The sequence below is a fragment of the Bacillus sp. JJ1609 genome (assembly GCF_036967045.1).
Taxonomy (GTDB): Bacteria; Bacillota; Bacilli; order Bacillales; family Cytobacillaceae; genus Mesobacillus.
Genome location: NZ_JBALSS010000008.1, coordinates 257,024 through 279,701, shown reverse-complemented (window position 1 = coordinate 279,701; position 22,678 = coordinate 257,024). Strand labels below are relative to the sequence as shown.

The following is a 22,678-nucleotide window of genomic DNA, read 5'->3' as shown; positions in this document are numbered from 1 at the left end:
TCAATTTGTTTTTTAGCCTGTTGATTGGAGCGGAAGGCACGAGACTCCTCCGAAAATGCTCACGCATTTCCATCGTGAGTGGACAGATCCGAGGAAGCTATTCAGTGTCCTGCCGGATGAACGGGTCAGGGGCTAGGTGAAATGATCCTCGTGAGGATCATTTACTACTCCGCAGGCGCGTCGATCGCAGAGGAGGCTACCCGGGTCGCCAGCGGAAAGCGAGTGCCTGAAGCGGAAATCAACAGTTAAGGTTAACAGAGCCTTTTTTGAAAAATGTCTCATGATAATTCCAATCTGTTTTCCATAAATCATAAAAAGTAGTTAACAAAACTACCATTCTAGTATAGTATCGTATCGTCATTCTGTTTGGTAAGTCGCAGCCGCCGCATGGGTAGTGGGAGAGAGCAAAACCATGGACAAAAACTTTGAAGATTAAATTTTTCCAATGAATCTTTGGAGGGACAACAGGCTTTAAAAGGTATGCACAGAAAATGGGCTTGTCCAGAACAAGAGAAATAGAGAATTGTCAAAATTATTTGTAAATTATTTTCGCTTCCTGCATAAGATAGAGTAATTACAATTCCCTTAGAGCTTATGGCCATCGGGATATTGTATGACAATAAGAACATTTCTGTTACAGTCAATTGGATAATTAAAAGGAGGGGTTGAAAATGACCGATGAGAGTAGTCACCAGTTTGTGATTTCCCAGGAAGATTGGTCCCTCCACCGCAAAGGACATGATGACCAGCAGCGCCATCAGGAAAAGGTGCAGGAAGCAATCCGCAATAATCTACCCGATTTGATCACAGAAGAAAGCATTGTCATGTCCAACGGCAGGGATGTCGTAAAGATACCGATTAGGTCACTGGATGAGTATAAAATTCGTTATAACTATGATAAGAACAAACATGTCGGCCAGGGGAACGGCGACACGAAGATTGGGGATGTCGTCGCGCGCGATGGGTCTGGACAGCAGCAGGGACCAGGAAAAGGGCAGGGTGCTGGAGACCAGGCTGGCGAGGACTATTATGAAGCAGAAGTATCTATGATGGAAATTGAAGAAGCGTTATTTAAACAATTGGAGCTCCCGAACCTTAAGCGTAAGGAGCAGCAGGAACACCTTGTGGAAAACATCGAATTCAACGATATCAGGAAAACAGGGTTGATGGGCAACATTGATAAGAAACGAACGATGATGACCGCGTATAAACGAAATGCGATGACCGGAAAGCCAGCATTTCATCCTATTTACAAGGAAGATCTGAAGTTCAAGACATGGAATGAAATCGTGAAGCCGGATTCCAAGGCTGTTGTCCTTGCCATGATGGATACGAGCGGCTCAATGGGATTATGGGAAAAGTATATGGCCAGAAGCTTTTTCTTCTGGATGACGCGTTTTCTTCGTTCCAAATACGAAACTGTGGAAATAGAATTCATTGCCCACCATACTGAGGCAAAGGTAGTATCAGAGGAAGACTTTTTCTCTAAAGGCGAGAGTGGCGGAACGATCTGTTCATCCGCCTACCGCAAAGCACTTGAACTTATTGATGATAAGTACAATCCAAGCAAGTTCAATATTTACCCATTCCATTTTTCAGATGGTGATAACCTGACCTCCGACAACGCCCGCTGTGTGAAGTTAGTTGAAGAACTGATGAAGGTCTCCAATATGTTTGGTTACGGGGAAGTCAATCAGTACAACCGCCACTCGACCCTAATGTCCGCGTATAAAAACATTAAAGATGAAAACTTCCGTTACTTTATCCTCAAGCAGAAAGCCGACGTATTCCATGCGATGAAGAGCTTCTTCAAGCAAGAAGAAAATAAGCTGTATGCATAATCAGAGCCAGCCGCGCAGGCTGGCTTCTCTCATGAATTCTTTGCCTTCTTTGTATTAATGCCAAATAAGGTATAAAGCGGGCAGAACTTAATAAAGGAAGTTAGTACTAAAACTAATCCAATAATTCCTATATATTTCAGGCTGCCATCTAATAAGAAAAATAAAGAAATAAGGATTAAACCTAGTACAATCCGAATAATTTGGTCGATTTCCCCAACGTTAGCTGTCAATAAAAACACCCCTATTTAACTTAATGATAAGTTAAATATAGCTGTTGTGGGTGAATTCTCCTGTGACTTTTCACACTCTAAAAAAATAATATTATTCACAGCATCTATGGGCAATTTGAAAGAGCCGATTGGGCAGTTAGTTAAAAAATCGAATCCTCACCGATCCAGCTTCACAATCTCAGCATCCTTGTTCGATCTGCCTAAAATTAAATCTTTGAAAATAACAGACCCGAGCATACTGTATACTGTTCCGTTTCCGCCATACCCTAATAAATAGTAGATCCTGTCTTTAGTCGGATGTTTACCGATAAAAGGGAGATTGTCGACAGATTCCCCAAAAACTGCACCCCAGGTAAAGGCAACCTTAATATCTAGCATAGGAAATAATTTTTCAACTTCCATTCTTATGCGGTGAGCTCGGTTATTGATCCAATCTTCATTCTGTGGTGTTTCAGGTTTGTCCTCATCCAAACCTCCTGCAATGATACGGCCGTCTTGAATAACTTGCCGTTATGTAGGTCCACTTATAAGCCCCCATTTAAATTATATGGTTAATTTTACCCGTAATAAAAGATCTAAAAACATAGTTCTATTTAACGTGCCTGTTAATTTCCGCTCCTTTTTGCTGGAAAAAACAAAAAAAGAAGCACTGCCAATAGCAGTACTTCTTAAGTCTATAAAATAATAAAGTTATTACTTTATAGCGCCAATCGCCTGGCTGCCCATCTGGACCCAAGCCTGTTCAAAAGCATTTCTTGGAACGGACTTATAACCTGTATCGGCAAGTGGATCGTTGATGAAAACAGACTGGCTGTCATATCCGACAATCAAGACACTATGCTCATTATATGTAATCTTTACTTTTCCAGTGTTCGTATTCCAGACTGTAAATTCGGATTCTGGCAGAGGAGCAAAGGTTGAGTTGGTGATTACCCAAACTGGTGATCCGCTGTCAATTAAGCTATATACAGACTTGATCGTCTGGCCAGTCACATCCTTGATTTTCCCTGGAAGGTATTTCTCAGCGAGCTGGGCCACTGGACCATGATAAACGCCATATCCTGATTTGCTGAAAGTATAAATATCGCCAACGAATCCATCATATGGATTACTGCGTACATAGTTTGCATCGCGGAAAGGAAGCTTATGTATTTGCTTCGCCAGAGTCATTTTATCGGCTGTAATCCCTTGTGATTGAAGAAGCATCGTTAAGCTGGTAACCTCGCAGCCTCGCTCTAATTCAGGCAGCTGGCTGATGAGGGGTACGCCATCTATGATTCTCTTGTTTTCATGGACCAGGTCATTTTTGTTTTTAAGATCAGCTCCAGTTGATGCGGAGCTATTCGTGCCTTCCTCTATTCGATCATCGGCCAGGGTTTTCTTTATGACTTTTGCATCTGTCCGTGTGATTTTTGGAACTGCGTCAACTTTTGTTTCAGCTGAGGTATTTTCAATCGACCGGATTTTCTCAGAGCTCAAAAAAGTGATAAGAAATATTGCAGCAATTGTCATAGTTCTGATGGAGATTTTTTTATTCAAAATATTTGCTCCTAACTAATCGCTTTTTCTAGTTTTATAATGACAGGCATTTCATGCTCTTTTACACAATTTTAAACAAGAATCGACATGTATTCAATAGATTAGTAGTTTTATTGCTACTAAGACACAAACTCGTAATATACGAAGATGGATTTACGACCTTCAGAAATGCGGAAATTAACGTTTGCAGCTAAGACTCTGATAAATTTGCCTGTTGTTTTTCGCTCTAAACACCAGGATTTTTAAAAATTAATATCGCCATTTAGCAGAGCCGCAGCTATGTCTTTCTTTTGTTTGCATAAGGTTTTTCTCCATCATCACGAACCCTTCCTTTTTTGTTCTGTATCTTGATGGCCCTATAACTGGTAAGACATTGTGAAATGTTTGATAAAAATGTTATATGATTGATTTTACAAATGTAAAGAAATGGTGATTTATGAACATTTTGTTCTTATTAAAAATGTAAATGTTTTCATTCGGATTTTTTGTTAAAATGAAATTATCAATTATGTCGTTGCCAAAGGTGATCAGAAATGGAAAAAGAAAAGCTATTAAAGATAATCGCGGCTGCAAAGCTTTATTATTTATTAGATTATAATCAGAACGATATTGCCAAGGAGCTTGGTGTCTCAAGGCCTACAGTATCGAGATTCCTTCAGCTGGCAAAGCAGGAGGGAATCGTTGATATCAAAATCATGGATCCGACAGAGGATGTAGAAAATTTGTCCTCACAGCTTGAACAAAAGTTCGGATTGAAAAAGGCAATCGTCACTCATATACCGCAATACGACGATAGTGTAATCAAAACATACTTAGGGGAAAAAGCAGCTAGCTTCCTAAATGAAGTGGTTGACCATGATGATATTATCGGAGTAACGTGGGGAACAACGCTTTATCACGTTGCTCTTGAATTAAAACAGAAGGCGTTGAAGAACGTTAAAGTGGTCCAGTTAAAGGGTGGAGTCAGCCACTCTGAAACAAATACGTACGCAAATGAAATCCTGTATTTATTCGGTAAAGCATTCAACAGTGCGCCTCACCATTTACCTTTGCCGGCAATCGTCGACCATGTAGTTGTAAAACAGGCGATGGAGGCTGACAGGCATATAAAACGAATCCTGGAAATGGGCAAGCAGGCCAACATTGCTGTATATACAATTGGCCCCATTAAATCGGAATCGATCTTATTCCAATTAGGCTATTTTACAGAGGAAGATCTCAAGGTTATCGAATCTAGGGCAGTGGGGGATATATGCTCAAGATTTTTTGATAAAGACGGGAATGTCTGCAATGAGAATTTGAATGCCAGGACATTGGGCATCGAACTGGAAGAATTAAAAAAGAAAAAGTATTCCATCCTGGTTGCAGGCGGCGCTCAAAAAATTGAAGGAATTTATGGTGCATTAAAAGGGAAATTTACAAACGTACTTGTTACAGATCAATTCACAGCTAAATTCTTATTAGATAAGTAAAGAACAATCCAATACCTGATAGGCTCTCTGCCTAGCGGGTTTTTTTTTTGAAAAATGATAAGGGATAACTTTGCATTTGTTCAGGTGAATATTGACAAACGTTAATCTTAAATATATATATCCTGCGTGAAATTTTTTCTGATTTAAATGTAAGTGTTAATTTCCAAGACAAGCGAAGCATTGCAGGATTTGTTATAACATAACAAGACTTAGATGGAGAGGGTGTCTATGGATACTCTCTTTTTTGCAGATAATTAATTGAATTTTTTTTATATTCAAGATACATTCACAATTGATGTTAATTTTTAAAAAATCTTTTCGACATAATTAGGTGGGAATCGAAGAAGAACACTAAAAAAACCATTAAGAGTGGTTCGAACTTATTGAAAGTGACACTAATTATGTCAAAAACTGCGATAAAAGGGCGAACGGTTCTGATTTTAGAAGCTGTTTTGTTTTGCTAAAATGAAAAAATGTTATTGAATTTACAGCGTAAACAGCATAGGAGCGGATCCGATGGACAAAAAAACTTGTGAGAAGAAGGCTGAAAAGCCGGTACGTTCTTACATAGATGAAACCGAAGAGAACGAGCAGGAAGAGCTATATTACAAGCTCTGGGAAGATGACCGAAATTAATAATTAGTAACCAATTATTAGTTACATCTTCGGTTCTAAAAAAGGACCTGAAGATTTTATGAAAGAATAAGCAAACTCTCAAATTAAATCAATCAAACGAGTATGAGGAGGCAGCTATGACAAAGAAACAATGTATTGCCATGCTATTAGCAGGTGGAAGGGGCTCACGCCTAGGGGAGCTGACACAATATATTGCCAAGCCAGCGGTTCCGTATGGAGGGAAATACCGGATAGTTGATTTTACGCTAAGCAATTGCCGCAATTCAGGAATAGACACGGTAGGTGTTCTGACTCAATACCATCCTCATGTGCTGCAAAATTACATTGGGAACGGCAAGAACTGGGATTTAGACCAGAAAAATAGCGGGGTTACCCTTTTACCTCCATATCAATGTGAGCTTGGCGAGCGCTGGTATGAGGGCACTGCACATGCTATCTTCCAAAATATCCGATATATTGAGACCTATGACCCTGAGTATGTCCTGGTAATTTCAGGCGATCATATCTATAAAATGGATTACAAAAAAATGCTGGATCAGCATATAGCAACTGCTGCAGACGCTACCATTTCAGTAATTAATGTACCGTGGAGCGAAGCAGACAGGTTTGGAATCATGAATGTAGATCGCAGCACAAATAGGATTGAAGAGTTTGAGGAAAAACCGAAAACACCAAAATCCAACCTTGCTTCAATGGGAATCTATATCTTTAACTGGCAGGTATTAAAAAGTTATTTGCTAAAAGAAGAACAAAACATGACTTCTTCCAAGGATTTTGGAAAGGATATCATCCCTGCGATGCTCGAAGAAGAGAGGAAGCTTTTTGCCTACCATTTCAATGGTTATTGGAAAGATGTTGGAACCATCGAAAGCTACTGGGAGGCTAATATGGATTTACTGTCGACCGATACGAATCCAATCCTTCAGCATCCTGAATGGCCGATTTATACTGCGGATTCCCTGCAGCCGCCGATGTATTTAGATGAAGGGGCAGAGCTTCAGCAATCCTTGGTAAGTGAAGGCTGCCAAATAGAAGGACGCGTTGAGAATTCAGTCCTGTTTTATGGAGTCAAGGTTGGCAAAGGGGCTGTCATTAGAAACTCCGTTATCCTGCCGAATACAGTGATAGAAGAAAATGCGACTGTGAACCGAGCAGTGATCGGAAGCAGCACAGTCATTGAGCGTGGAGTAAAAATAGGGACCACGCAGTCCTTTGGTGAGATTGCTTTGGTTGGGGATAATAAAAGGATTGAAAAAGATATTGAATCCGAAGTCAAGCTGAACATCGTTTGACCATTCAGGCACTCCGTCATGGCGGAGTGCCTATATTTTTCGATGATAAGATATAATAAGAGATAGAAAATATATATATAAGGCCGTGATTTTAATGTGTTTAATATTATTTGCTTATAAGGCTCATCCAAAGTATAAGCTGATTGTTGCCGCTAACCGTGATGAAGCTTATGGCCGTCCAACTGCTGCTGCTCATTTTTGGGAGGACAGACCTGATATTCTTGCGGGCAGGGATTTGGAGAAAATGGGGACGTGGATGGGAGTGACAAGTGCAGGGAGGTTTGCTGCCTTGACCAATTACCGCAATCCCGATGAAAATACGGCAGGGAAAAGGACCCGGGGTGAACTTGTGGCCGATTTTTTAAAAGTTGTGGAAAACGGAGAAGATTATCTTCAGAAAGTAGCGGCAAGACGAAATGACTATCCGGGATTTAATCTTTTAGCCGGTGATGTAAATGAGCTTTTCTACTATTCTAATGTAGGAGATTCATTGCAGAAAATTGAACCAGGTATCCATGGAGTAAGCAATCATCTCCTAAATACGAATTGGCCTAAAGTTGAAATAGGAAAGGCTGGCCTGGCGAGAATCATATCTGATGACCACCCTGACATGGTCAATGAATTATTCTCTCACCTTGAAAGTTCCGACCCAGCACCGGATCATTTACTGCCTTCTACAGGAGTGCCGCTTGAATGGGAACGCTTACTGTCACCCATGTTTATCAAGAGTGAAGGCTATGGGACAAGAAGTTCAACTGTGATTCTTATGAACGACGAGGAGATTTCCTTCCAGGAACGGGTATTCCAAGGTGAAATAAGGACGGACCAGGTATTTAAAATAAAGCTGTAAGCCTGCTCTTTTACTTAATAAAGCTCCTGAATGCGAAAGGCATCAAAAAGGACAACCAGCTCAACGGTTGTCCTTTATTTTTTTAATATGAAATTGAAGCAGCACTAAATTCAGACGTTAAATTATCGATAATTTTCTGGACAGGCAAAATCTCCTTGATTTCACTTACCCTCGCCCCAGCAAATACGAGGCCGTTTTCAACATCTCCTGCAACTGAAGTGAGAAGGGAGTCAAGAGTACAGAACCGGTATGAACAATTTTTTAGACAGTCCCGGCATTTTGTGATTCTTAGTTTGTCAGAAGTTGTGATTAAATCAGTAAATGTATTCGCAATCGCTCTGCCTTGCAAACCTACTGTTGTTTTTACAAGCAATGTATCTTCCTCTGTTGCGGCTACATATTTTTCTTTAAAGGATTGAGGGGCATCGCATTCTGTACTTGCGACAAATCTTGTGCCCATCTGTACACCTGATGCACCCATCGATAAAGCTTTTGCGATATCCTCGCCAGTCATGATGCCTCCTGCAGCAATCACTGGTATGGATACAGACTCAACGATTTCAGGAAGAATATCGAAAAGGGGCTTGTCCGTTCCAAGATGTCCGCCCGCTTCAAACCCTTCGACAACTACCGCGGCAGCACCGAGTCTTTCAGAGATTTTTGCCAATTTAGCAGAAGAAACAATGGAGATGACGGGTATCCCTGACTGTTTTCCCCAGGAATACATATCCCGTGAAATTCCGGCACCAGAAATAATAAAATCAACTTTTTCTTCGAGAGCAGCTTTCATTTTTTCGGCAAAATCATTCATGGCAAACAACACATTTACCCCTATATAGCCACGACCCTTGATCAGGCTCCGTGCTTGCCTAATATGGGAACGCATTTCTTCGACTGTGATACCGGTACCGGAGATAATGCCGATACCGCCAGCATTTGCAACAGCAGATGCTAGTTTGCTGAGTGAAATCCCAACGCCCATTCCCCCTTGCATGATTGGCACCTTTGGAACCATATGACCGATTTTAAGCTGTGGAAAAACCATGTTATTACCCCTTTCATCTAGTATTCCCTAAAAGTTTAACATGGATTATTTTGAAAAGATGTGATTTTTGGCACCAGGTAATAAAATCTGATATAAATATTTAGTCATGAATTAAAAAAACGCGGGAGCCTTCGCCCCGCGTTCTCTTTTGGAATCATATTAAAAATCAAAATTATCCGGATCTGGACCAACACGCTCGTCTTTGTTCAATCCGTTTAAACGATCCATATCCTCAGCAGAAAGCTCAAAATTAAATACATCAGCGTTTTCAACAATTCGGTGTTCTTTGATGGATTTTGGAATCGTCACGACTCCATTTTGCAAATCCCAGCGCAGGATTACCTGAGCTGGAGACTTTCCATGCTTTTCAGCAATCTCAACGATTGTTGGTTCTGATAGAAGTTCACCCTGCTTTAAAGGAGACCATGCTTCCATCTGGATACCTTCAGCTTTGCAGAATTCAAGCAGCTCTGTTTGAGAGAGATGAGGGTGGTATTCAACCTGATTGACCATCGGTTTGATTTCAGCATCAGCCATTAAATCTTTTAAATGGTGAACATGGAAGTTGCTGACCCCGATTGCACGAACGCGTCCGTCTTTGTACAGCTTTTCAAGTGCCTTCCATGTATCCTTATATTTGCCCGCTACAGGCCAGTGGATTAAATATAGATCAAGATATTCTAGACCAAGCTTCTCCATGCTTGTTTCAAAAGCCTTAAGAGTAGTTTCATAACCTTGTTCAGCATTCCAAACTTTAGTGGTTATGAATAGTTCCTCACGAGGTGTTCCGGCTTCCTTGATCGCCTGTCCAACCCCTTCTTCATTCTGGTATACAGCAGCTGTGTCAATGCTTTTATAACCATTCTTGATTGCTGCCATCACTGAATCAACAACCTCTGACCCTTCCTTCACCTTGAACACGCCAAGCCCGAACCATGGCATTTTGACACCATTATGTAATGTAGTTGTATCCTGGAGACTATTAGGCATTATGATTCCTCCTTTAAAATTAGATTGCTCTATTATTTAATCATCTTTTTTTTGCTGGGACAAAGAAATAGACTCGTATGGGTCATACTTTAAATTTTAAATAAAATCTTCGTCTAGTATAATAGAGACGGGAACGGCTGGAGTGTACGAAGTAATGGATGTTCGGAGTAGCTCAATTAAGGTAAAAGATATAAAAGGTCGAGGGAGCAAGATATATTCCATTATGTTATCGGATGAAACACTAGAGTTTATCGAGCCTGGAGTGTTGATTGCCGGGAGCATTATCAAAGGAAATATTAATGCCTGGGAATTCGAAACTGTAGAAAGAGTGTTTCCTGGCGTCGCAAGCAAATATTTATAAGAAGCAAAAGGACTTAAGGACTTTTGTCGTTATGAATATTGAACTGGTGAATCAGTAAATGAAGAAATCACATTAGAAAAAATCACAGCTGGCTCATCTGTGATTTTTTCTTTGATCAAGAAATACTTTTGTAGCCCATAAAGAATAGCCGTATTTTATTCCCAAAAGGAATAAAAGCAAATAGGAGAGGGAATAAAAAGCGTATATAAAAGTGTCGATACAGTGGCCACCTGACAGGATGATTTATTATATATTTCCCTCAGCTGCTAATCAAAAACATGTGTCCATGTTATTAACATTTGCAACAATTATAAGGAATAAAGGGAATTCTTAAAAATTACTAATAGATTTTAGCAGGCTTCATCATATATGATGGTTGTAGATAGGATTGATGAATGATGTAAGCCTATTCAAGCCATATTTTGACGAAGAACAGGAGAAATTATGACGACACAAAATGACATTGCATGGGTAACAGACAGTACAGCTTCACTTTCTGATGATTTTATTAAAAATAATCATATATATGTTGTGCCTTTAAGCATTATCTTTGGTGAAGAAGCTTATTTAGAAGGTGTGGACATCACAGCTGAAGATTTTTATCCAAAACTGGCAGCTTCAAAGGTGCTCCCTAAAACCTCGCAGCCTGCGATTGGTGAATTTGTCGAGCTTTACAGCAAGCTAAAAGAGCAGTACAAGCATGCTATTGCGATTCATGCTTCTAGCGCACTAACTGGGACATATCAATCTTCAGTTGCAGCTTCAAGCATGGTTGATTATAAAGTGGAAGTTATAGATTCTAAAATTGGTTCATTCCCTTTAGGCAACATGGTCGAAAAAGGAATTGCCATGCAAAAAGAAGGGAAATCGTATGAGGAGATTGTTTCCTATCTAAGGATTCTCCCTGATAAAGCGAACCTTTATATGGCCCCTGGAAGCCTGGACCAGCTTCATAAGGGCGGACGCCTATCCACTACACAGGTCATTATCGGAAGTCTGATCAAGTTGAAACTGATCGTCAGGTTCGAGGATGGCAAGGTTGTTCTTTTTGATAAAATTCGTACTGAAAAGAAGGTCAAAGAGAGACTGTTCCAAATTTTTGATGAGCATGCACATAGTGTTAAGGAAGCAAGTGTCATTCATGGTAATGTAAAAGAGTTGGCAGAAGAATGGCGTGAGGAATTGCAGCAACGCTACCCTCAGGTTTCATTTACTACCATGAACTTCAGTCCAGTGGCTGGAACACATACCGGTCAAGGAACAATTGGGCTGGCATGGATTAATGAATAGAAGATAAGAGAAGGAAATCAGCTTATAATGGGCTGATTTCTTTTTTTACCTTTCACACATGTGTAAACTTAACTTATGCAAAAAAGTTGAGGAATCAGGGGGAAAAGAAGTGTTGAAAATTGGCATAATCGGATTAGGTGACATAGCGCAGAAGGCGTATCTGCCAGTATTCGCGGAAAAAGGAGATATAGAGTTCCATCTGTTTACGCGGAATCTATCTAAGTTGGATACACTTGCTAAAAAGTATCGGTTTCCTCATATCCATCCTAGCCTTGATGAGCTAATATCAAGCGGAATTAAAGGTGCTTTTGTGCATAGCGCGACAGAAACGCATTACGAGATTGTTAAACAACTCCTTATGGCTGGCATACATGTTTATGTCGATAAACCCATTGCCTACGAATTCGAACAGGCAAAGGAATTGACTGAGCTTGCCGATGAAAAGAGTTTGATTTTAATGACGGGTTTTAACCGAAGATACGCGCCTGTCTACAAACAGCTTGCAGAGCTTAAGGACCCGAATATGGTAATCATGCAAAAAAACAGGAGAGCCCTCCCAGGAGAAATACGTAATTTCGTGTTTGATGATTTTATCCATGTTGTTGATACATTAAGATTCTTATTTCCATATAAGATCAAGCAGGTGAACGTGACAGGCAAGAAAAACGGTGCCTTTTTACATCATGTCGTCATTCAGTTAGTTGCAGCTGAAGGAATTGCGATTGGCATAATGAATCGTGACAGCGGTGTTGTCGAGGAAAAAGTCGAAGTGTTCCATTCGAATGAAAAAAGAACTGCCCTGAATGTGTCAGAAATGATAGTTCAAGAGAATCGGAATGAAACAAGAAAAGGCGGCAATGACTGGGAGCCAACCCTTCATAAGCGAGGTTTTGAACAAATCATTTTTGATTTCCTGCAGGCTGTTAATAACAACACCTCCACTATAATCCCAGCAAGGGACAGCCTTGAAACCCATAAAATCTGCGAGGAAATTGTAATGGAAATTGAGAAGCTGTAATACAGAAAGCCCCGTCCTCTTTGAATGAGAAACGGGGCTTTCGATTTATACGTATATAAAGTAACCAACAAACAAGACTCCCAGTACATACATGATTGGATGCACGTCTCGTTGTTTGCCCATGCCAAGCATCATCAGCGGATAAAGAATGAATCCAAGCGCGATGCCGGTTGCGACACTGAAGGTCAATGGCATCATGATGATCGTAACGAACGACGGAATGATGACAGCAAGATTGTTCCAATTGATTTTGCTGATCTCAGAAGCCATTAACGCTCCAACAATAATCAGTGCAGGTGCTGTCACTTCCGGAGTGATGACAGATAAAATCGGTGAAAATAAAAGTGCCACGGCGAAACAGGCAGAGATGATGACGGATGTGAAGCCTGTCCGTCCGCCGACTGCAATACCAGCTGATGATTCTACAAAGGAGGCTGTTGTCGATGTCCCCAAAACAGAACCGGCAACTGCTGAGGCTGCGTCTGCAAGCAAAGCGCGGCCGGCATTTGGGATTTTATTATCCTTCATCAATCCAGCTTGGCTGGCAACAGCAATCAGGGCGCCTGCTGTATCAAAGAATGCTACAAATAGGAAAGTGAAAATAACAGCCAATACATCTGGTGTGAAAATGTCGCCAAGATGATGGAAGACAACACCAAAGGTTGGAGATATGTCAGGAACCTTCCCGATGATGGCTCCAGGTTTATCGATCAATCCTGTCAGAATACCAACAATCGTCGAAATCACCATTCCGTAAAAAATACCCCCGCTTACCCCGCGCACCATCAAAATGACGCTGACAATGAAACCGAATAACGCAAGCAGGACTGGTCCTGAAGTCAGGTTGCCGACTGAAACAAACGTTGCGTCACTGCCGACAATGATGCCAGCATTTTTCAATCCGATAAAAGCAACGAAAAATCCGATTCCAGCAGCAATTGCATGCTTTAAATCCTGAGGGATGACATTAATAATTTTTTCGCGGATCTTCAATAGACTAAGAATCACGAATAATACGCCTGCAATAAATACACCAGTAAGAGCAATCTCCCATTTTACACCCATTCCGATGCTGACGGTGAAGGTGAAAAATGAATTCAAGCCCATGCTAGGGGCAATCCCGATCGGGAAGTTCGCCAGCAGTCCAATTAGAAGCGAACCAATGATCGCTGAAATGGCTGTAGCTGTGAATACGGCTCCCTTATCCATGCCGGCCTGGCTCAGAATCATGGGGTTGACGACCAGGATGTAAGCCATCGATAAGAATGTTGTGATACCAGCAAGTGTTTCTTGTTTATAATTTGTATGTCGTTCTGCGAATTGAAAAAAGTTTTTCATATGCTGTCCTCCTGGTTGATTTCTTCGCTTAAAATAAAAAACTCCGGCAGTTTATGCTGCCGGAGTACCACAAAGGACAAATAGATGCCAAAAAAATATAGCAAATATTTAAGTCCCTTGTAGTCACGCAATTTACGGTAGCATGGTAGAAACGTTCAAGCCATATTCTTGAACATATACAAGGAATAACTATATAGATTTAAATAATACTAGAGATAGTATCAGCATTTCTTAGGCAGGTCAATTAGATTTCTTAATGTTGTTCTATTTGATTTTTTCAGATTATTAGTTCGGGGAGTTTTTTTCTACTTTCCAAGTTGCCACGCACTTCACCGCATTACCACGTCGGGGGTCAGACCCCCAGTGCTTTAAAGCGTTACATTATATCCCTGGTTGGGTATGGTGAATCCCTTTGTTATCGAGTTTTTGACAGATTTTTGTCGGTAATATGTGAAGATTAATTGAACTAAATTGTAAAATGCTCCTGTTTGGTTTCTAAATTACTATAATGATAGTGTAATACAAACGGAGGTGCCAATAATGAACGTGACAACGATTATTGAACTGGAAAATCGTGAAGTTGAGAAGATGACTGGTGCGAAATTAGTGTTTACACAGGAACAGATTGATACAAATATCGTCGAGACATGCGTTGATTGTTTTAAATATGAGGGTACGGATGAATGCCTCGATACAGACGATGCTATGCAAAAGGTTTTCAACACATTGAAGCAAGAAGGGCTTATTCCTGAAACGGTAGAAGATTTTTCATATGAAATGCCGTCTTGCGAAAGATTAAAACAAGATGTATACAGTGAGCAGGATATGCCGCAAAAGGTGGTCCTGAGCTTTATCCTATAAAGAAGTTCTCTATTGAACTTCTTTTTTTTATCTCATTTCAGTAAAACGTGACTTTTATCAAAGATGGAACAGCTGGATGTTTATATAATGAAGATGTCATTTATGTAAACGCTTACAATAGTGGGGTGATTGACAGTGAAAAAGGGTGCAAACATTACGATAATCACTGGGCATTTTGGCTGCGGTAAAACAGAGATTGCCTTAAATCTTGCGATGGAGGCCATGTCAGCACATACGAAAGTCGCTGTGGCGGATCTGGATATAGTGAATCCATACTACAGGTCAAGGGATGCAAGAACGATCTTAGATGAAAACGACATTGAATTGATTGCTCCTGCAGAAAGGCTGGCAGCAGCCGATTTGCCGATTGTTCCAGCTGAGATATTCGGAATCATTTATGATCCCAAATATACACTTATTGTCGATGCCGGTGGTGATAAGGATGGCGCAACTGCTTTAGGACAATTCTATAACGATTGGAGAGACATGGAGCCTGAAGTGCTGTTCATCCTGAATGCAAACAGGCCTTATGTCAGCACATTGGATGGCGCTATGGAGACAGTGCTGAACATCGAGAAAGCATCCAGGTTAAAGATTACAGGAATCATCAATAATTCCAATGTAGGAAGTGAGACAACGATTGCGGATGTGCGAAAGGGAGTGGAATTGAGTCAGAGATTATCACAAGAACTGAACATCCCCCTTTTAACAACTATCTTATCGCCACACCTTCAAGCAGAGGCAGAAGCAGTTTCACCGGGACATCCAGTAAAAGTAATTTCGAGATATTTAAAATTGCCATGGGAAAGTTAAAGGAGGCAAACGTCATGGAGCAACGAGTTGTTTTTGATGAGAAGACTTGCAAATCATGTCAGCTATGTGTAAAAGCTTGTCCCACTAATGTGATTTATCTTGCGGATTATCTGAACGAAAAAGGATACCGTCCAGCAATCGTGACTGACCAGGAAAGTTGTATCAGCTGCGGAAAGTGTGCCCAAATGTGCCCGGATTCGGTTATCACAGTCTACAGGCCTGAGAAGTTAAGAAAAACGGTTTAGCAAAGGAGATATTGATGATGGGAAAAGTATTGATGAAGGGAAATGAGGTTATTGCGGAAGCGGCTGTTCATGCAGGCTGCAAGTACTTTTTCGGGTACCCGATCACCCCTCAGAGTGAGCTTGTTGCTTATATGGCAAGAAGGCTTCCTGAAGTTGGCGGATTATTTCTGCAGGCGGAAAGTGAAGTGGCGGCGATCAATATGGTGTATGGCGCTGCTGGAACAGGCGTGCGAGTTATGACTTCTTCCTCAAGCCCGGGTTTTAGCTTGAAGCAGGAAGGGATTTCTTATCTCGTTGGAGCAGAGCTGCCGGCTCTTATTGTAAACGTTGTGCGCGGAGGACCTGGACTTGGCAATATCCAGCCAGCGCAGTCTGATTACTTCCAGGTTACTAAAGGCGGCGGTCATGGCGACTATCATACACCAGTGTTGGCTCCATCAACACTCCAGGAAATCATCGACCTGACTGATGCAGCTTTTGAGATCGCAGATAAATACAGGACTCCAGTCATCCTTCTTGGAGACGGCATGCTTGGACAGATGATGGAACCAGTTGAATTCAAGGAGCTTACAGAAAGACAGCCTGAACAAAAGAGGTGGGCGACGACAGGTATTCGAGGGGACGGCAGGCCAAGAATCATTACATCGCTTGAACTGAATGCTGAAGCCCTTGAAAAACGTAATGAGCATCTGCAGAAAAAATTCGCGTTGATCAAACAGAACGAAGTCCGTTATGAAACCTATGAAATCGAGGATGCAGACTATATCATCACGGCCTACGGAACGGCTGCACGAATAGCGATGAATGCAATCAATAAAGCGCGTATGAATGGGGTAAAAGTGGGATTGATCCGCCCGATTACATTGTGGCCATTTCCAGAACAGCCATTCATTGAAACACGAGACAGGGTGAAGGGATACCTATCTGTCGAAATGAGTGCGGGCCAGATGGTTGAGGATGTAAGACTAGCCGTGGATGGCAGGGCGCAAGTATCATTCTTCGGCCGGACTGGCGGAGTCGTTCCAACTCAAGAGGAGATTTACGAACAAATCATCCAGATTTCCGGGGGTGTGGAGGTATGACAATGAAATCGGTGTTTGAAAAAACGAACGGCCTTACCGATACACAAACACACTACTGTCCCGGCTGTACACATGGAATTATTCACAGAATGGTAGGGGAAGTGCTCGAGGAGATGGACATTCTCGAGGATACAGTTGGGGTTGCTTCTGTCGGCTGTTCCGTGTTGTCCTATGAATATTTTAATTGTGATATGACCCAGGCTGCGCATGGCCGGGCTCCTGCTGTGGCAACAGGGATCAAGCGCGTCCTGCCAGACAGGTTTGTTTTCACCTATCAGGGAGACGGTGACCTGGCATCCATTGGCATTGCGGAAGCCGTCCATGCAGCAGCAAGAGGCGAAAATATAACGATCATATTTGTCAACAATGCAATTTACGGCATGACAGGTGGCCAAATGGCACCAACTACCTTGATTGGCCAAAAGACAGCAACGAGTCCTTTTGGCAGAGAGGCCAGTCTCCAGGGGCTGCCGATCAGAGTCAGTGAGATGTTGGCGACACTGGATGGAACGGCTTATATTGAACGTGTTTCAACACATGACGTCCCAAACATCATCAAAGCTAAAAAAGCGATCCGGAAAGCGTTTGAAACTCAAAAACAGAGACTTGGTTTTTCGATGGTCGAGGTGCTGTCAAGCTGTCCAACCAATTGGGGGCTGGACCCGAATGAATCTCTAGATTGGATAAAAGACAACATGGTTCCTGCCTATCCTCTGGGAATCTACAAAAACATCAAAGAGGAGGTGGGTGAGTGATGGAAGAAATCTTGATTGCAGGCTTCGGCGGCCAGGGAGTCATGTCGATGGGGCAACTGATTGCCTATGCTGGAATGAATGAAGGTAAAAATGTTTCATGGCTTCCATCATACGGACCCGAACAGCGGGGCGGCACGGCGAACTGTGCTGTTGTAGTCAGCGATGAAAAAGTCGGATCGCCGCTCGTATCCCATCCAACTGCAGCAATTGTCCTGAACAATCCCTCTTATGAAAAATTTGAACCTAAGGTCAGGACAGGAGGGCTTTTGATCGTCAATGCTTCGCTTATTTCCAAGACATCGCAGCGAACCGATATTACAGTATTAAATATAAAGGCAACCGATTTAGCCAACGAACTGGGGAATTCGAAAGTAGCCAATATGATTCTGCTTGGTGCCTTCCTGGAAGAAACGAGCATTCTATCAGTTCATTCGATTTTAGAAGCCCTGAAAAAAGTTCTTTCTCCTGAGAAACATTCATTACTGAATATTAATGAGCGAGCCCTCATACTTGGAAGGTCAATAACCGCAGTGGAAAAATAAATAAAACGCTGCCGATTATTTGGCAGCGTTTTTTCAGGACTCTAGTAAATGAAGGATCAAGGGTACTGCAGCTTGAAGCGTAGGTGCTTTTTCATCGGCACTCGTTTCTTCAGTACCAATGAAGACGGTTCTGCATCCTGCTTTCTTGCCGGCCTCGATATCCCGTTCGTGGTCACCAACCATTACGCTGCCTGGCAGATCAATGTCATGTCTGCTGGCAAGGTCGAGAAGCATTCCAGCATTCGGTTTTCGGCATTCACAGCCTGCCTTTGGTTTATGAGGGCAGTAGGCCACTTCCTTTATATGGCCACCATGCTCTTTAATCATTTCGTTCATGCGTTCATGGATCTCATGGAGACGCTTTTCCTTCAGGAAGCCAAGACCGACACCTCCCTGGTTTGTCACTACGAAAATCTCATAGCCTGCTTTGCTGAGCTCAGCAACCGCTTCTGCAGCCCCCTCTAGGAGATAGAGCTCCTCTGGACGATTCACAAACTTAACACGGTCTGATAAAACCTCATTCAAGACACCGTCCCTGTCCAAGAAAATTGCTTTTTTCATCTTTTTCCTCCTCTTTATGTTAAGGTTTACTCACGCTCTCCGCTTTTTGATGCCTTGATACATACCGGTTACCAGTGATCCAAAAGCGCCAAGGATAATCTCTTGCTTCCCCGGAATTATCAATTCCGATCCTTTTTCCCGAGGAAATGCTTTCTGGCAAATGGCCTTTTGCGATAAAAAGTGGCGTCATGGTTAATGGATGCCCGTAATCAGACATATTTATTCCAAGTGCTTTCGTTAGCTTGCCCGGGCCGTTGGTCAGGTTCACTGAATCAGGCATACTTCTTCGATTGATCATCAAATCTATGCCTGCCATCGGTTCCACCGCCCTTACTAAGACTGCCTCTGGATTCCCGGCTCCCCCGCTTACGATATTAAAAAGGCAGTGGGTGTGCATGACATATGTATAAGCCAGCCCAGATTCATGGAACATGATTTCCGTCCGTTTTGTCCTCCTATTATTGTAGCTATGGGCTGCTTGGTCCATTGGCCCGATGTAGGCCTCCGTTTCGACGATCAAGCCCGCCGCAATCCCTTCTTTTGTTTCCTTCACAAGCTGACAACCAAGCAAAGAAGTCGCAAGCTTAAGCGTTGGCTGATGAAAGAATTCTTCTTCCACAGGGATAAAAAGCTGATTATTTTCTTCCATATAGCCTCCTTGAATCTCTTATTAAAAAATCCAGAACTTGTCGTCTAAGGCAAAATCTTTTATTTTTTGTATACCCTGAGTTTTCTAAAGACATGCTTTTTTTAGAAAAGACTGTGTTAAAGTTCAATGTTGATTATTAGCACCTGACGCCCCGCGGAAAGCGAGTGCCTGGAGCGAAAATCAACAGACAAGTTTAACACAGCCTTAGAAAACAAGAATAATTTTTTCCTGGCGCAGGAAAAAGGGAAGCACCATAAAGGTACAAAGTGAACATTTATAAAATCAAAAATAAAAGCTAACATACTTTTATAAAATAGAAACAAAGCATTCAAAAAAGAGCTATACTATATGAATAGCTATAAAAAACAAGATAGTTTATAGTTAGTTTATAGTCCATAAATTTCAAATAAAAAATAATTTTATACATATAAGGAGAGTAACGAAATACATGTGGAAAAAATGGGTATGGACAGCAGTCATTGCTGTGATCATTCTTTTCCTTGTTCCATACAGCCTTCCGCTAATCTTTGCTTTTTTAACAGCGGTTATGCTCGAAGGGATGGTTCAATGGATCATCAAAAGATTTTCTTTTAAAAGAATCCAAGCTGTTATCGCAGTATTTATTGGCTATGTCACGCTGCTTGGTGTAATAGGGTATAACCTGATATCCATTATTGCCCATCAGGCGGTATCACTATCGCAACGGACACCGACCTTTGTGAAGGATTTTTATCGTACAGCCATTTTGCCGCTTATGGGGAAATGGGAATTTTACTCTAAGAATTTCCCCCATGATGTAATTTTGCAGATCGAGGGAACGATTGAAAAAAACGTCAATACACTCGACTCGTTTTTACAGCAATTAATTGCTGGCACAATCAACCTATTGACGGCCATACCAGGGTTCCTGATAGAATTCCTTGTTTATTTAATCGCGCTCTTCCTGTTCAGCCTTGAGTTGCCTAAGCTTAAATTTAAGCTTGAATCGCATTTAAAGGAGCAAACAAGACAAAAAGTATTCCTCGTTGGGGGCCAATTAGCTAAGGCGGGGGTAGGCTTCTTGAAGGCTCAGGTCATCCTCAGCCTTGTCACCTTTATCATGGCCATGACAGGTTTAAGCATACTTGGTGTGAAATACACCGGCCTCCTTTCCTTGTTAATCGTGATTGTTGATATTTTGCCGATACTAGGGACAGGTTCAGTCCTTGTGCCTTGGGCAGTGATTGCCATTTTGCAGGACAACAATTTCCTTGGAATTGGCCTGATTGTTCTATTTTTTGTGATAACGATTGTCCGCAGGGTCATTGAGCCTAAAATCTATTCTTCAAGTCTGGGAATATCGCCGCTCGCTTCCCTGGTCAGCATGTATATCGGCCTCAAGCTGCTTGGAATTTCGGGTATCTTTATAGGCCCAATCTTATTCATCATCTATGACACATTAAGAAAAGCAAATGTCATTCAAATGAATTTTAAAATCTAATTCATACTCCTTTCATGGATAGCAACTCATAAAAAAGCATAAATTATGATTGTCATCAAGAAGGAGGAAAGTAGGAATGAACGTAGGCCGCGCAAAAGAAATCGTCCAATCAGGCGACATGATCAATGTGACATATGAAGGGGCGTCAGTCATCATTCAGCATGTCGATGAAAATACGAAAATGGCCAGGATTTACTCGAAATCTGAACCAGACATAGAAAGAGATGTACCAATCCTGAATCTTATAGAGGAATAATCAGTTGATAGATTTTTCCCTGGAAATTTCACAAAAGCTTGGAGATGATCTCCAAGCTTTTTGCTGTATTATTATGCCTAAAATTCAATCCCAAAAGCTGTGTATACAGGTGTTAATTCGAAAGCGGCAATGTGATGGTAAATTGCGTACCTTCATTCAGCTTGCTTTGTACCTCGATTGTTCCGCCCATTTCGTGGATGATCTTGTATACGACCATCATTCCTAATCCGGTTCCTTTTTCGGCTTTGGTAGAATAGTAGGGCTCGCCAAGCTTGGCCAATTGCTTCGGTGACATGCCGCATCCTGTATCTTTAATCACGATCGAGAATAGATCATTTTCTTTCTCGCGTGTGCTGATCAGCAAGTCCCCACCTTCCGGCATTGCCTCAATACCGTTCTTGATAATGTTAAGGATGCATTGATGGAATTTTGGGGCTTCACCAGAGAAGTATAGGCCTGTCATTAAGTCTTTTTTTATTTCCACCGAAAAATGATTAGCGTATGGAAGGATTAATTCTAATGCTTTGTCTATTTCATCCTCGACGCAAATCGCTGATGTAATTTCGGACTGGGGTTTTGCGAATGACAAATAGTCCTTGATAATTGTTTCCGCTCGGTCAAGTTCGTCGATTGCGGTGTTCAGATAAAACAATCTTTTGTCCTCTGGTATCGACGGGTCTTTCAGCATCTGCAAAAATCCACGAGTGACTGTAAGCGGATTTCGCACTTCATGGCTTACACTGGCCGCAAGATGTGAGACAACCTCGATTTTATCTGATTTAATCATGGCTTTATGCAGATAATTATTTTGTTTTGTGATTTCTATAAAGTAAGTGACGATAAAGATGCCTACTGTAAGGGTGATACCATAAATGAAGATGAATAATAATTCGGAGGGATCATTAAAGATGGCAGCTTTCATCAAAAAAATCAAGATTGTATAAGAAACAGCAATGCCAACAACCGTGCAGAGCTTTTTAGCTAGCGGATAATCCTTGAATGAAACAGATATATAGGAAACAAAAACGGTAATTGTAAGCGTATTGAAGAAGCTCAACCATATGCCGCTGCCGCCGAATGGAATTCTCGCCACAATGCCAATAATGAATAAAACAATACTTACAATTGGGCCTCCATATAATCCTCCTAGCACGATTGGAATCAATCGGAGATCAAATATGAAATGCTCCGTTGCAATGAGAGAAAAGGATATACAGAAACCAATTTGAATCCCAGCTATAAGGATAATCAATGGCTTAGCAAACTTTTTGAAAAAAGCAGACAAGTGCTCAGCAATGATGTATTGGGCAGCGAAGGTGGAAATCAGAATAAAGATAAGATTTAATACGAGAACTGTTAATAGGTCCATGATAAAAATCTCCAGTCTAATTGCTAGTCCATTATCTGGGTTGGAAGATAAAGAACTTCAATAATTGACAAATTATTCGGATATATCACCTTAACTTTAACACATAAATATATTAAGTATGTGTTAAAGTTTTAACTTAAGTAAGTATTTATCTTAAATTTTA

The 22,678-nt window shown here is 41.4% G+C and carries 24 protein-coding genes and 1 riboswitch; of the genes, 15 read left to right on the top strand and 9 right to left on the bottom strand.

Annotation, left to right across the window (positions count from 1 at the left end; genetic code table 11):
- Nucleotides 1-671 precede the first annotated feature (671 nt).
- Complete coding sequence (gene yhbH, locus V7654_RS10115) at nt 672-1,841, top strand: sporulation protein YhbH (protein ID WP_335378704.1); 1,170 nt, start codon at nt 672-674, stop codon at nt 1,839-1,841.
- Between the two features lie 29 nt (nt 1,842-1,870).
- Here yhbH and V7654_RS10110 read toward each other — a convergent pair whose 3' ends face one another.
- The 3 genes from V7654_RS10110 to V7654_RS10100 all read right to left on the bottom strand — a co-directional run bounded on the left by V7654_RS10110 (nt 1,871) and on the right by V7654_RS10100 (nt 3,610).
- On the bottom strand, nt 1,871-2,071 hold the full coding sequence (locus tag V7654_RS10110) for a YgaP family membrane protein (protein WP_335430213.1): 201 nt from the start codon (nt 2,069-2,071) through the stop codon (nt 1,871-1,873).
- A 156-nt stretch (nt 2,072-2,227) separates the two neighbouring features.
- Entirely contained in the window at nt 2,228-2,557 is a 330-nt protein-coding gene (locus V7654_RS10105; RefSeq protein ID WP_335430236.1) for an FAD-dependent oxidoreductase, read from the bottom strand.
- 207 nt (nt 2,558-2,764) lie between these two features.
- Complete coding sequence (locus tag V7654_RS10100; RefSeq protein ID WP_335430212.1) at nt 2,765-3,610, bottom strand: C39 family peptidase; 846 nt, start codon at nt 3,608-3,610, stop codon at nt 2,765-2,767.
- A 533-nt stretch (nt 3,611-4,143) separates the two neighbouring features.
- On the opposite strand from V7654_RS10100, the gene V7654_RS10095 reads away from it, so the two are divergent.
- The 3 genes from V7654_RS10095 (at nt 4,144) to V7654_RS10085 (ending at nt 7,860) form a co-directional block, all read left to right on the top strand.
- The gene (locus V7654_RS10095) at nt 4,144-5,082 is read left to right on the top strand and encodes a sugar-binding transcriptional regulator (RefSeq protein ID WP_335430211.1); all 939 of its coding nucleotides are present in this window, start codon (nt 4,144-4,146) and stop codon (nt 5,080-5,082) included.
- 752 nt (nt 5,083-5,834) lie between these two features.
- Nucleotides 5,835-7,010, top strand: coding sequence for a glucose-1-phosphate adenylyltransferase (locus V7654_RS10090; RefSeq protein ID WP_335430210.1), 1,176 nt, complete (start codon nt 5,835-5,837; stop codon nt 7,008-7,010).
- Nucleotides 7,011-7,104: 94 nt separating this feature from the next.
- A complete protein-coding gene (locus tag V7654_RS10085; RefSeq protein ID WP_335430209.1) occupies nt 7,105-7,860 on the top strand; it encodes an NRDE family protein in 756 nt (251 codons plus the stop codon).
- Nucleotides 7,861-7,942: 82 nt separating this feature from the next.
- Here V7654_RS10085 and V7654_RS10080 read toward each other — a convergent pair whose 3' ends face one another.
- Both V7654_RS10080 and V7654_RS10075 read right to left on the bottom strand, forming a co-directional pair.
- The gene (locus V7654_RS10080) at nt 7,943-8,905 is read right to left on the bottom strand and encodes an NAD(P)H-dependent flavin oxidoreductase (protein ID WP_335430208.1); all 963 of its coding nucleotides are present in this window, start codon (nt 8,903-8,905) and stop codon (nt 7,943-7,945) included.
- A gap of 159 nt (nt 8,906-9,064) precedes the next feature.
- Nucleotides 9,065-9,895, bottom strand: coding sequence for an aldo/keto reductase (locus tag V7654_RS10075; RefSeq protein WP_335430207.1), 831 nt, complete (start codon nt 9,893-9,895; stop codon nt 9,065-9,067).
- A gap of 154 nt (nt 9,896-10,049) precedes the next feature.
- On the opposite strand from V7654_RS10075, the gene V7654_RS10070 reads away from it, so the two are divergent.
- From V7654_RS10070 to V7654_RS10060, 3 genes are all read left to right on the top strand, one after another.
- Nucleotides 10,050-10,256 carry a hypothetical protein gene (locus V7654_RS10070; RefSeq protein WP_335430206.1) on the top strand — a complete coding sequence of 69 codons (207 nt, stop codon included), beginning with the start codon at nt 10,050-10,052 and terminating at the stop codon, nt 10,254-10,256.
- Nucleotides 10,257-10,700: 444 nt separating this feature from the next.
- Nucleotides 10,701-11,546, top strand: coding sequence for a DegV family protein (locus tag V7654_RS10065; RefSeq protein ID WP_335430205.1), 846 nt, complete (start codon nt 10,701-10,703; stop codon nt 11,544-11,546).
- Between the two features lie 109 nt (nt 11,547-11,655).
- Entirely contained in the window at nt 11,656-12,564 is a 909-nt protein-coding gene (locus V7654_RS10060; protein WP_335430204.1) for a Gfo/Idh/MocA family protein, read from the top strand.
- Nucleotides 12,565-12,609: 45 nt separating this feature from the next.
- Here the strand turns inward: V7654_RS10060 and V7654_RS10055 are convergent, their stop codons facing one another.
- The gene (locus V7654_RS10055) at nt 12,610-13,902 is read right to left on the bottom strand and encodes an NCS2 family permease (RefSeq protein WP_335430203.1); all 1,293 of its coding nucleotides are present in this window, start codon (nt 13,900-13,902) and stop codon (nt 12,610-12,612) included.
- Between the two features lie 100 nt (nt 13,903-14,002).
- Nucleotides 14,003-14,104, bottom strand: a riboswitch (purine riboswitch).
- A 338-nt stretch (nt 14,105-14,442) separates the two neighbouring features.
- Between V7654_RS10055 and V7654_RS10050 the strand changes: the two genes are divergently transcribed.
- The 6 genes from V7654_RS10050 (at nt 14,443) to V7654_RS10025 (ending at nt 18,200) form a co-directional block, all read left to right on the top strand.
- A complete protein-coding gene (locus V7654_RS10050; RefSeq protein ID WP_335430202.1) occupies nt 14,443-14,763 on the top strand; it encodes a hypothetical protein in 321 nt (106 codons plus the stop codon).
- A gap of 135 nt (nt 14,764-14,898) precedes the next feature.
- On the top strand, nt 14,899-15,576 hold the full coding sequence (locus V7654_RS10045) for a hypothetical protein (protein ID WP_335430201.1): 678 nt from the start codon (nt 14,899-14,901) through the stop codon (nt 15,574-15,576).
- 14 nt (nt 15,577-15,590) lie between these two features.
- Nucleotides 15,591-15,821 (top strand): 4Fe-4S binding protein, encoded by a 231-nt coding sequence (locus V7654_RS10040; protein WP_335430200.1) that lies wholly within the window; start codon nt 15,591-15,593, stop codon nt 15,819-15,821.
- Between the two features lie 17 nt (nt 15,822-15,838).
- Complete coding sequence (locus V7654_RS10035) at nt 15,839-16,903, top strand: 3-methyl-2-oxobutanoate dehydrogenase subunit VorB (RefSeq protein ID WP_335430199.1); 1,065 nt, start codon at nt 15,839-15,841, stop codon at nt 16,901-16,903.
- Nucleotides 16,904-16,905: 2 nt separating this feature from the next.
- Nucleotides 16,906-17,658, top strand: coding sequence for a thiamine pyrophosphate-dependent enzyme (locus V7654_RS10030; RefSeq protein ID WP_335430198.1), 753 nt, complete (start codon nt 16,906-16,908; stop codon nt 17,656-17,658).
- Complete coding sequence (locus V7654_RS10025; RefSeq protein ID WP_335430235.1) at nt 17,658-18,200, top strand: 2-oxoacid:acceptor oxidoreductase family protein; 543 nt, start codon at nt 17,658-17,660, stop codon at nt 18,198-18,200. The genes V7654_RS10030 and V7654_RS10025 overlap by 1 nt, the downstream gene beginning before the upstream one ends.
- Nucleotides 18,201-18,233: 33 nt before the next feature.
- On the opposite strand, the gene V7654_RS10020 is transcribed toward V7654_RS10025, so the two are convergent.
- Both V7654_RS10020 and V7654_RS10015 read right to left on the bottom strand, forming a co-directional pair.
- On the bottom strand, nt 18,234-18,761 hold the full coding sequence (locus V7654_RS10020; protein WP_335430197.1) for a D-glycero-alpha-D-manno-heptose-1,7-bisphosphate 7-phosphatase: 528 nt from the start codon (nt 18,759-18,761) through the stop codon (nt 18,234-18,236).
- Between the two features lie 19 nt (nt 18,762-18,780).
- A complete protein-coding gene (locus V7654_RS10015; protein WP_335430196.1) occupies nt 18,781-19,410 on the bottom strand; it encodes a DNA-3-methyladenine glycosylase in 630 nt (209 codons plus the stop codon).
- 448 nt (nt 19,411-19,858) lie between these two features.
- Between V7654_RS10015 and ytvI the strand changes: the two genes are divergently transcribed.
- Together ytvI and V7654_RS10005 are read left to right on the top strand one after the other, a co-directional pair.
- The gene (gene ytvI, locus V7654_RS10010) at nt 19,859-20,890 is read left to right on the top strand and encodes a sporulation integral membrane protein YtvI (RefSeq protein WP_335430195.1); all 1,032 of its coding nucleotides are present in this window, start codon (nt 19,859-19,861) and stop codon (nt 20,888-20,890) included.
- Between the two features lie 76 nt (nt 20,891-20,966).
- Nucleotides 20,967-21,146, top strand: coding sequence for an H-type small acid-soluble spore protein (locus V7654_RS10005; RefSeq protein WP_335430194.1), 180 nt, complete (start codon nt 20,967-20,969; stop codon nt 21,144-21,146).
- 112 nt (nt 21,147-21,258) lie between these two features.
- Here the strand turns inward: V7654_RS10005 and V7654_RS10000 are convergent, their stop codons facing one another.
- Nucleotides 21,259-22,515, bottom strand: coding sequence for a HAMP domain-containing sensor histidine kinase (locus V7654_RS10000; protein ID WP_335430193.1), 1,257 nt, complete (start codon nt 22,513-22,515; stop codon nt 21,259-21,261).
- Between the last annotated feature and the right edge of the window lie 163 nt (nt 22,516-22,678).

Coding starts and splice junctions, on each gene's coding strand:
- V7654_RS10035 (WP_335430199.1), top strand. CDS start 15,839: ATGGGAAAAGTATTGATGAAGGGAAATGAGGTTATTGCGGAAGCGGCT.
- V7654_RS10065 (WP_335430205.1), top strand. CDS start 10,701: ATGACGACACAAAATGACATTGCATGGGTAACAGACAGTACAGCTTCA.
- V7654_RS10020 (WP_335430197.1), bottom strand. CDS start 18,761: ATGAAAAAAGCAATTTTCTTGGACAGGGACGGTGTCTTGAATGAGGTT.
- V7654_RS10030 (WP_335430198.1), top strand. CDS start 16,906: ATGAAATCGGTGTTTGAAAAAACGAACGGCCTTACCGATACACAAACA.
- V7654_RS10015 (WP_335430196.1), bottom strand. CDS start 19,410: ATGGAAGAAAATAATCAGCTTTTTATCCCTGTGGAAGAAGAATTCTTT.
- V7654_RS10050 (WP_335430202.1), top strand. CDS start 14,443: ATGAACGTGACAACGATTATTGAACTGGAAAATCGTGAAGTTGAGAAG.
- V7654_RS10025 (WP_335430235.1), top strand. CDS start 17,658: ATGGAAGAAATCTTGATTGCAGGCTTCGGCGGCCAGGGAGTCATGTCG.
- V7654_RS10000 (WP_335430193.1), bottom strand. CDS start 22,515: ATGGACCTATTAACAGTTCTCGTATTAAATCTTATCTTTATTCTGATT.
- V7654_RS10075 (WP_335430207.1), bottom strand. CDS start 9,895: ATGCCTAATAGTCTCCAGGATACAACTACATTACATAATGGTGTCAAA.
- V7654_RS10070 (WP_335430206.1), top strand. CDS start 10,050: ATGGATGTTCGGAGTAGCTCAATTAAGGTAAAAGATATAAAAGGTCGA.
- V7654_RS10055 (WP_335430203.1), bottom strand. CDS start 13,902: ATGAAAAACTTTTTTCAATTCGCAGAACGACATACAAATTATAAACAA.
- V7654_RS10080 (WP_335430208.1), bottom strand. CDS start 8,905: ATGGTTTTTCCACAGCTTAAAATCGGTCATATGGTTCCAAAGGTGCCA.
- V7654_RS10005 (WP_335430194.1), top strand. CDS start 20,967: ATGAACGTAGGCCGCGCAAAAGAAATCGTCCAATCAGGCGACATGATC.
- yhbH (WP_335378704.1), top strand. CDS start 672: ATGACCGATGAGAGTAGTCACCAGTTTGTGATTTCCCAGGAAGATTGG.
- V7654_RS10040 (WP_335430200.1), top strand. CDS start 15,591: ATGGAGCAACGAGTTGTTTTTGATGAGAAGACTTGCAAATCATGTCAG.
- ytvI (WP_335430195.1), top strand. CDS start 19,859: ATGTGGAAAAAATGGGTATGGACAGCAGTCATTGCTGTGATCATTCTT.
- V7654_RS10095 (WP_335430211.1), top strand. CDS start 4,144: ATGGAAAAAGAAAAGCTATTAAAGATAATCGCGGCTGCAAAGCTTTAT.
- V7654_RS10085 (WP_335430209.1), top strand. CDS start 7,105: ATGTGTTTAATATTATTTGCTTATAAGGCTCATCCAAAGTATAAGCTG.
- V7654_RS10090 (WP_335430210.1), top strand. CDS start 5,835: ATGACAAAGAAACAATGTATTGCCATGCTATTAGCAGGTGGAAGGGGC.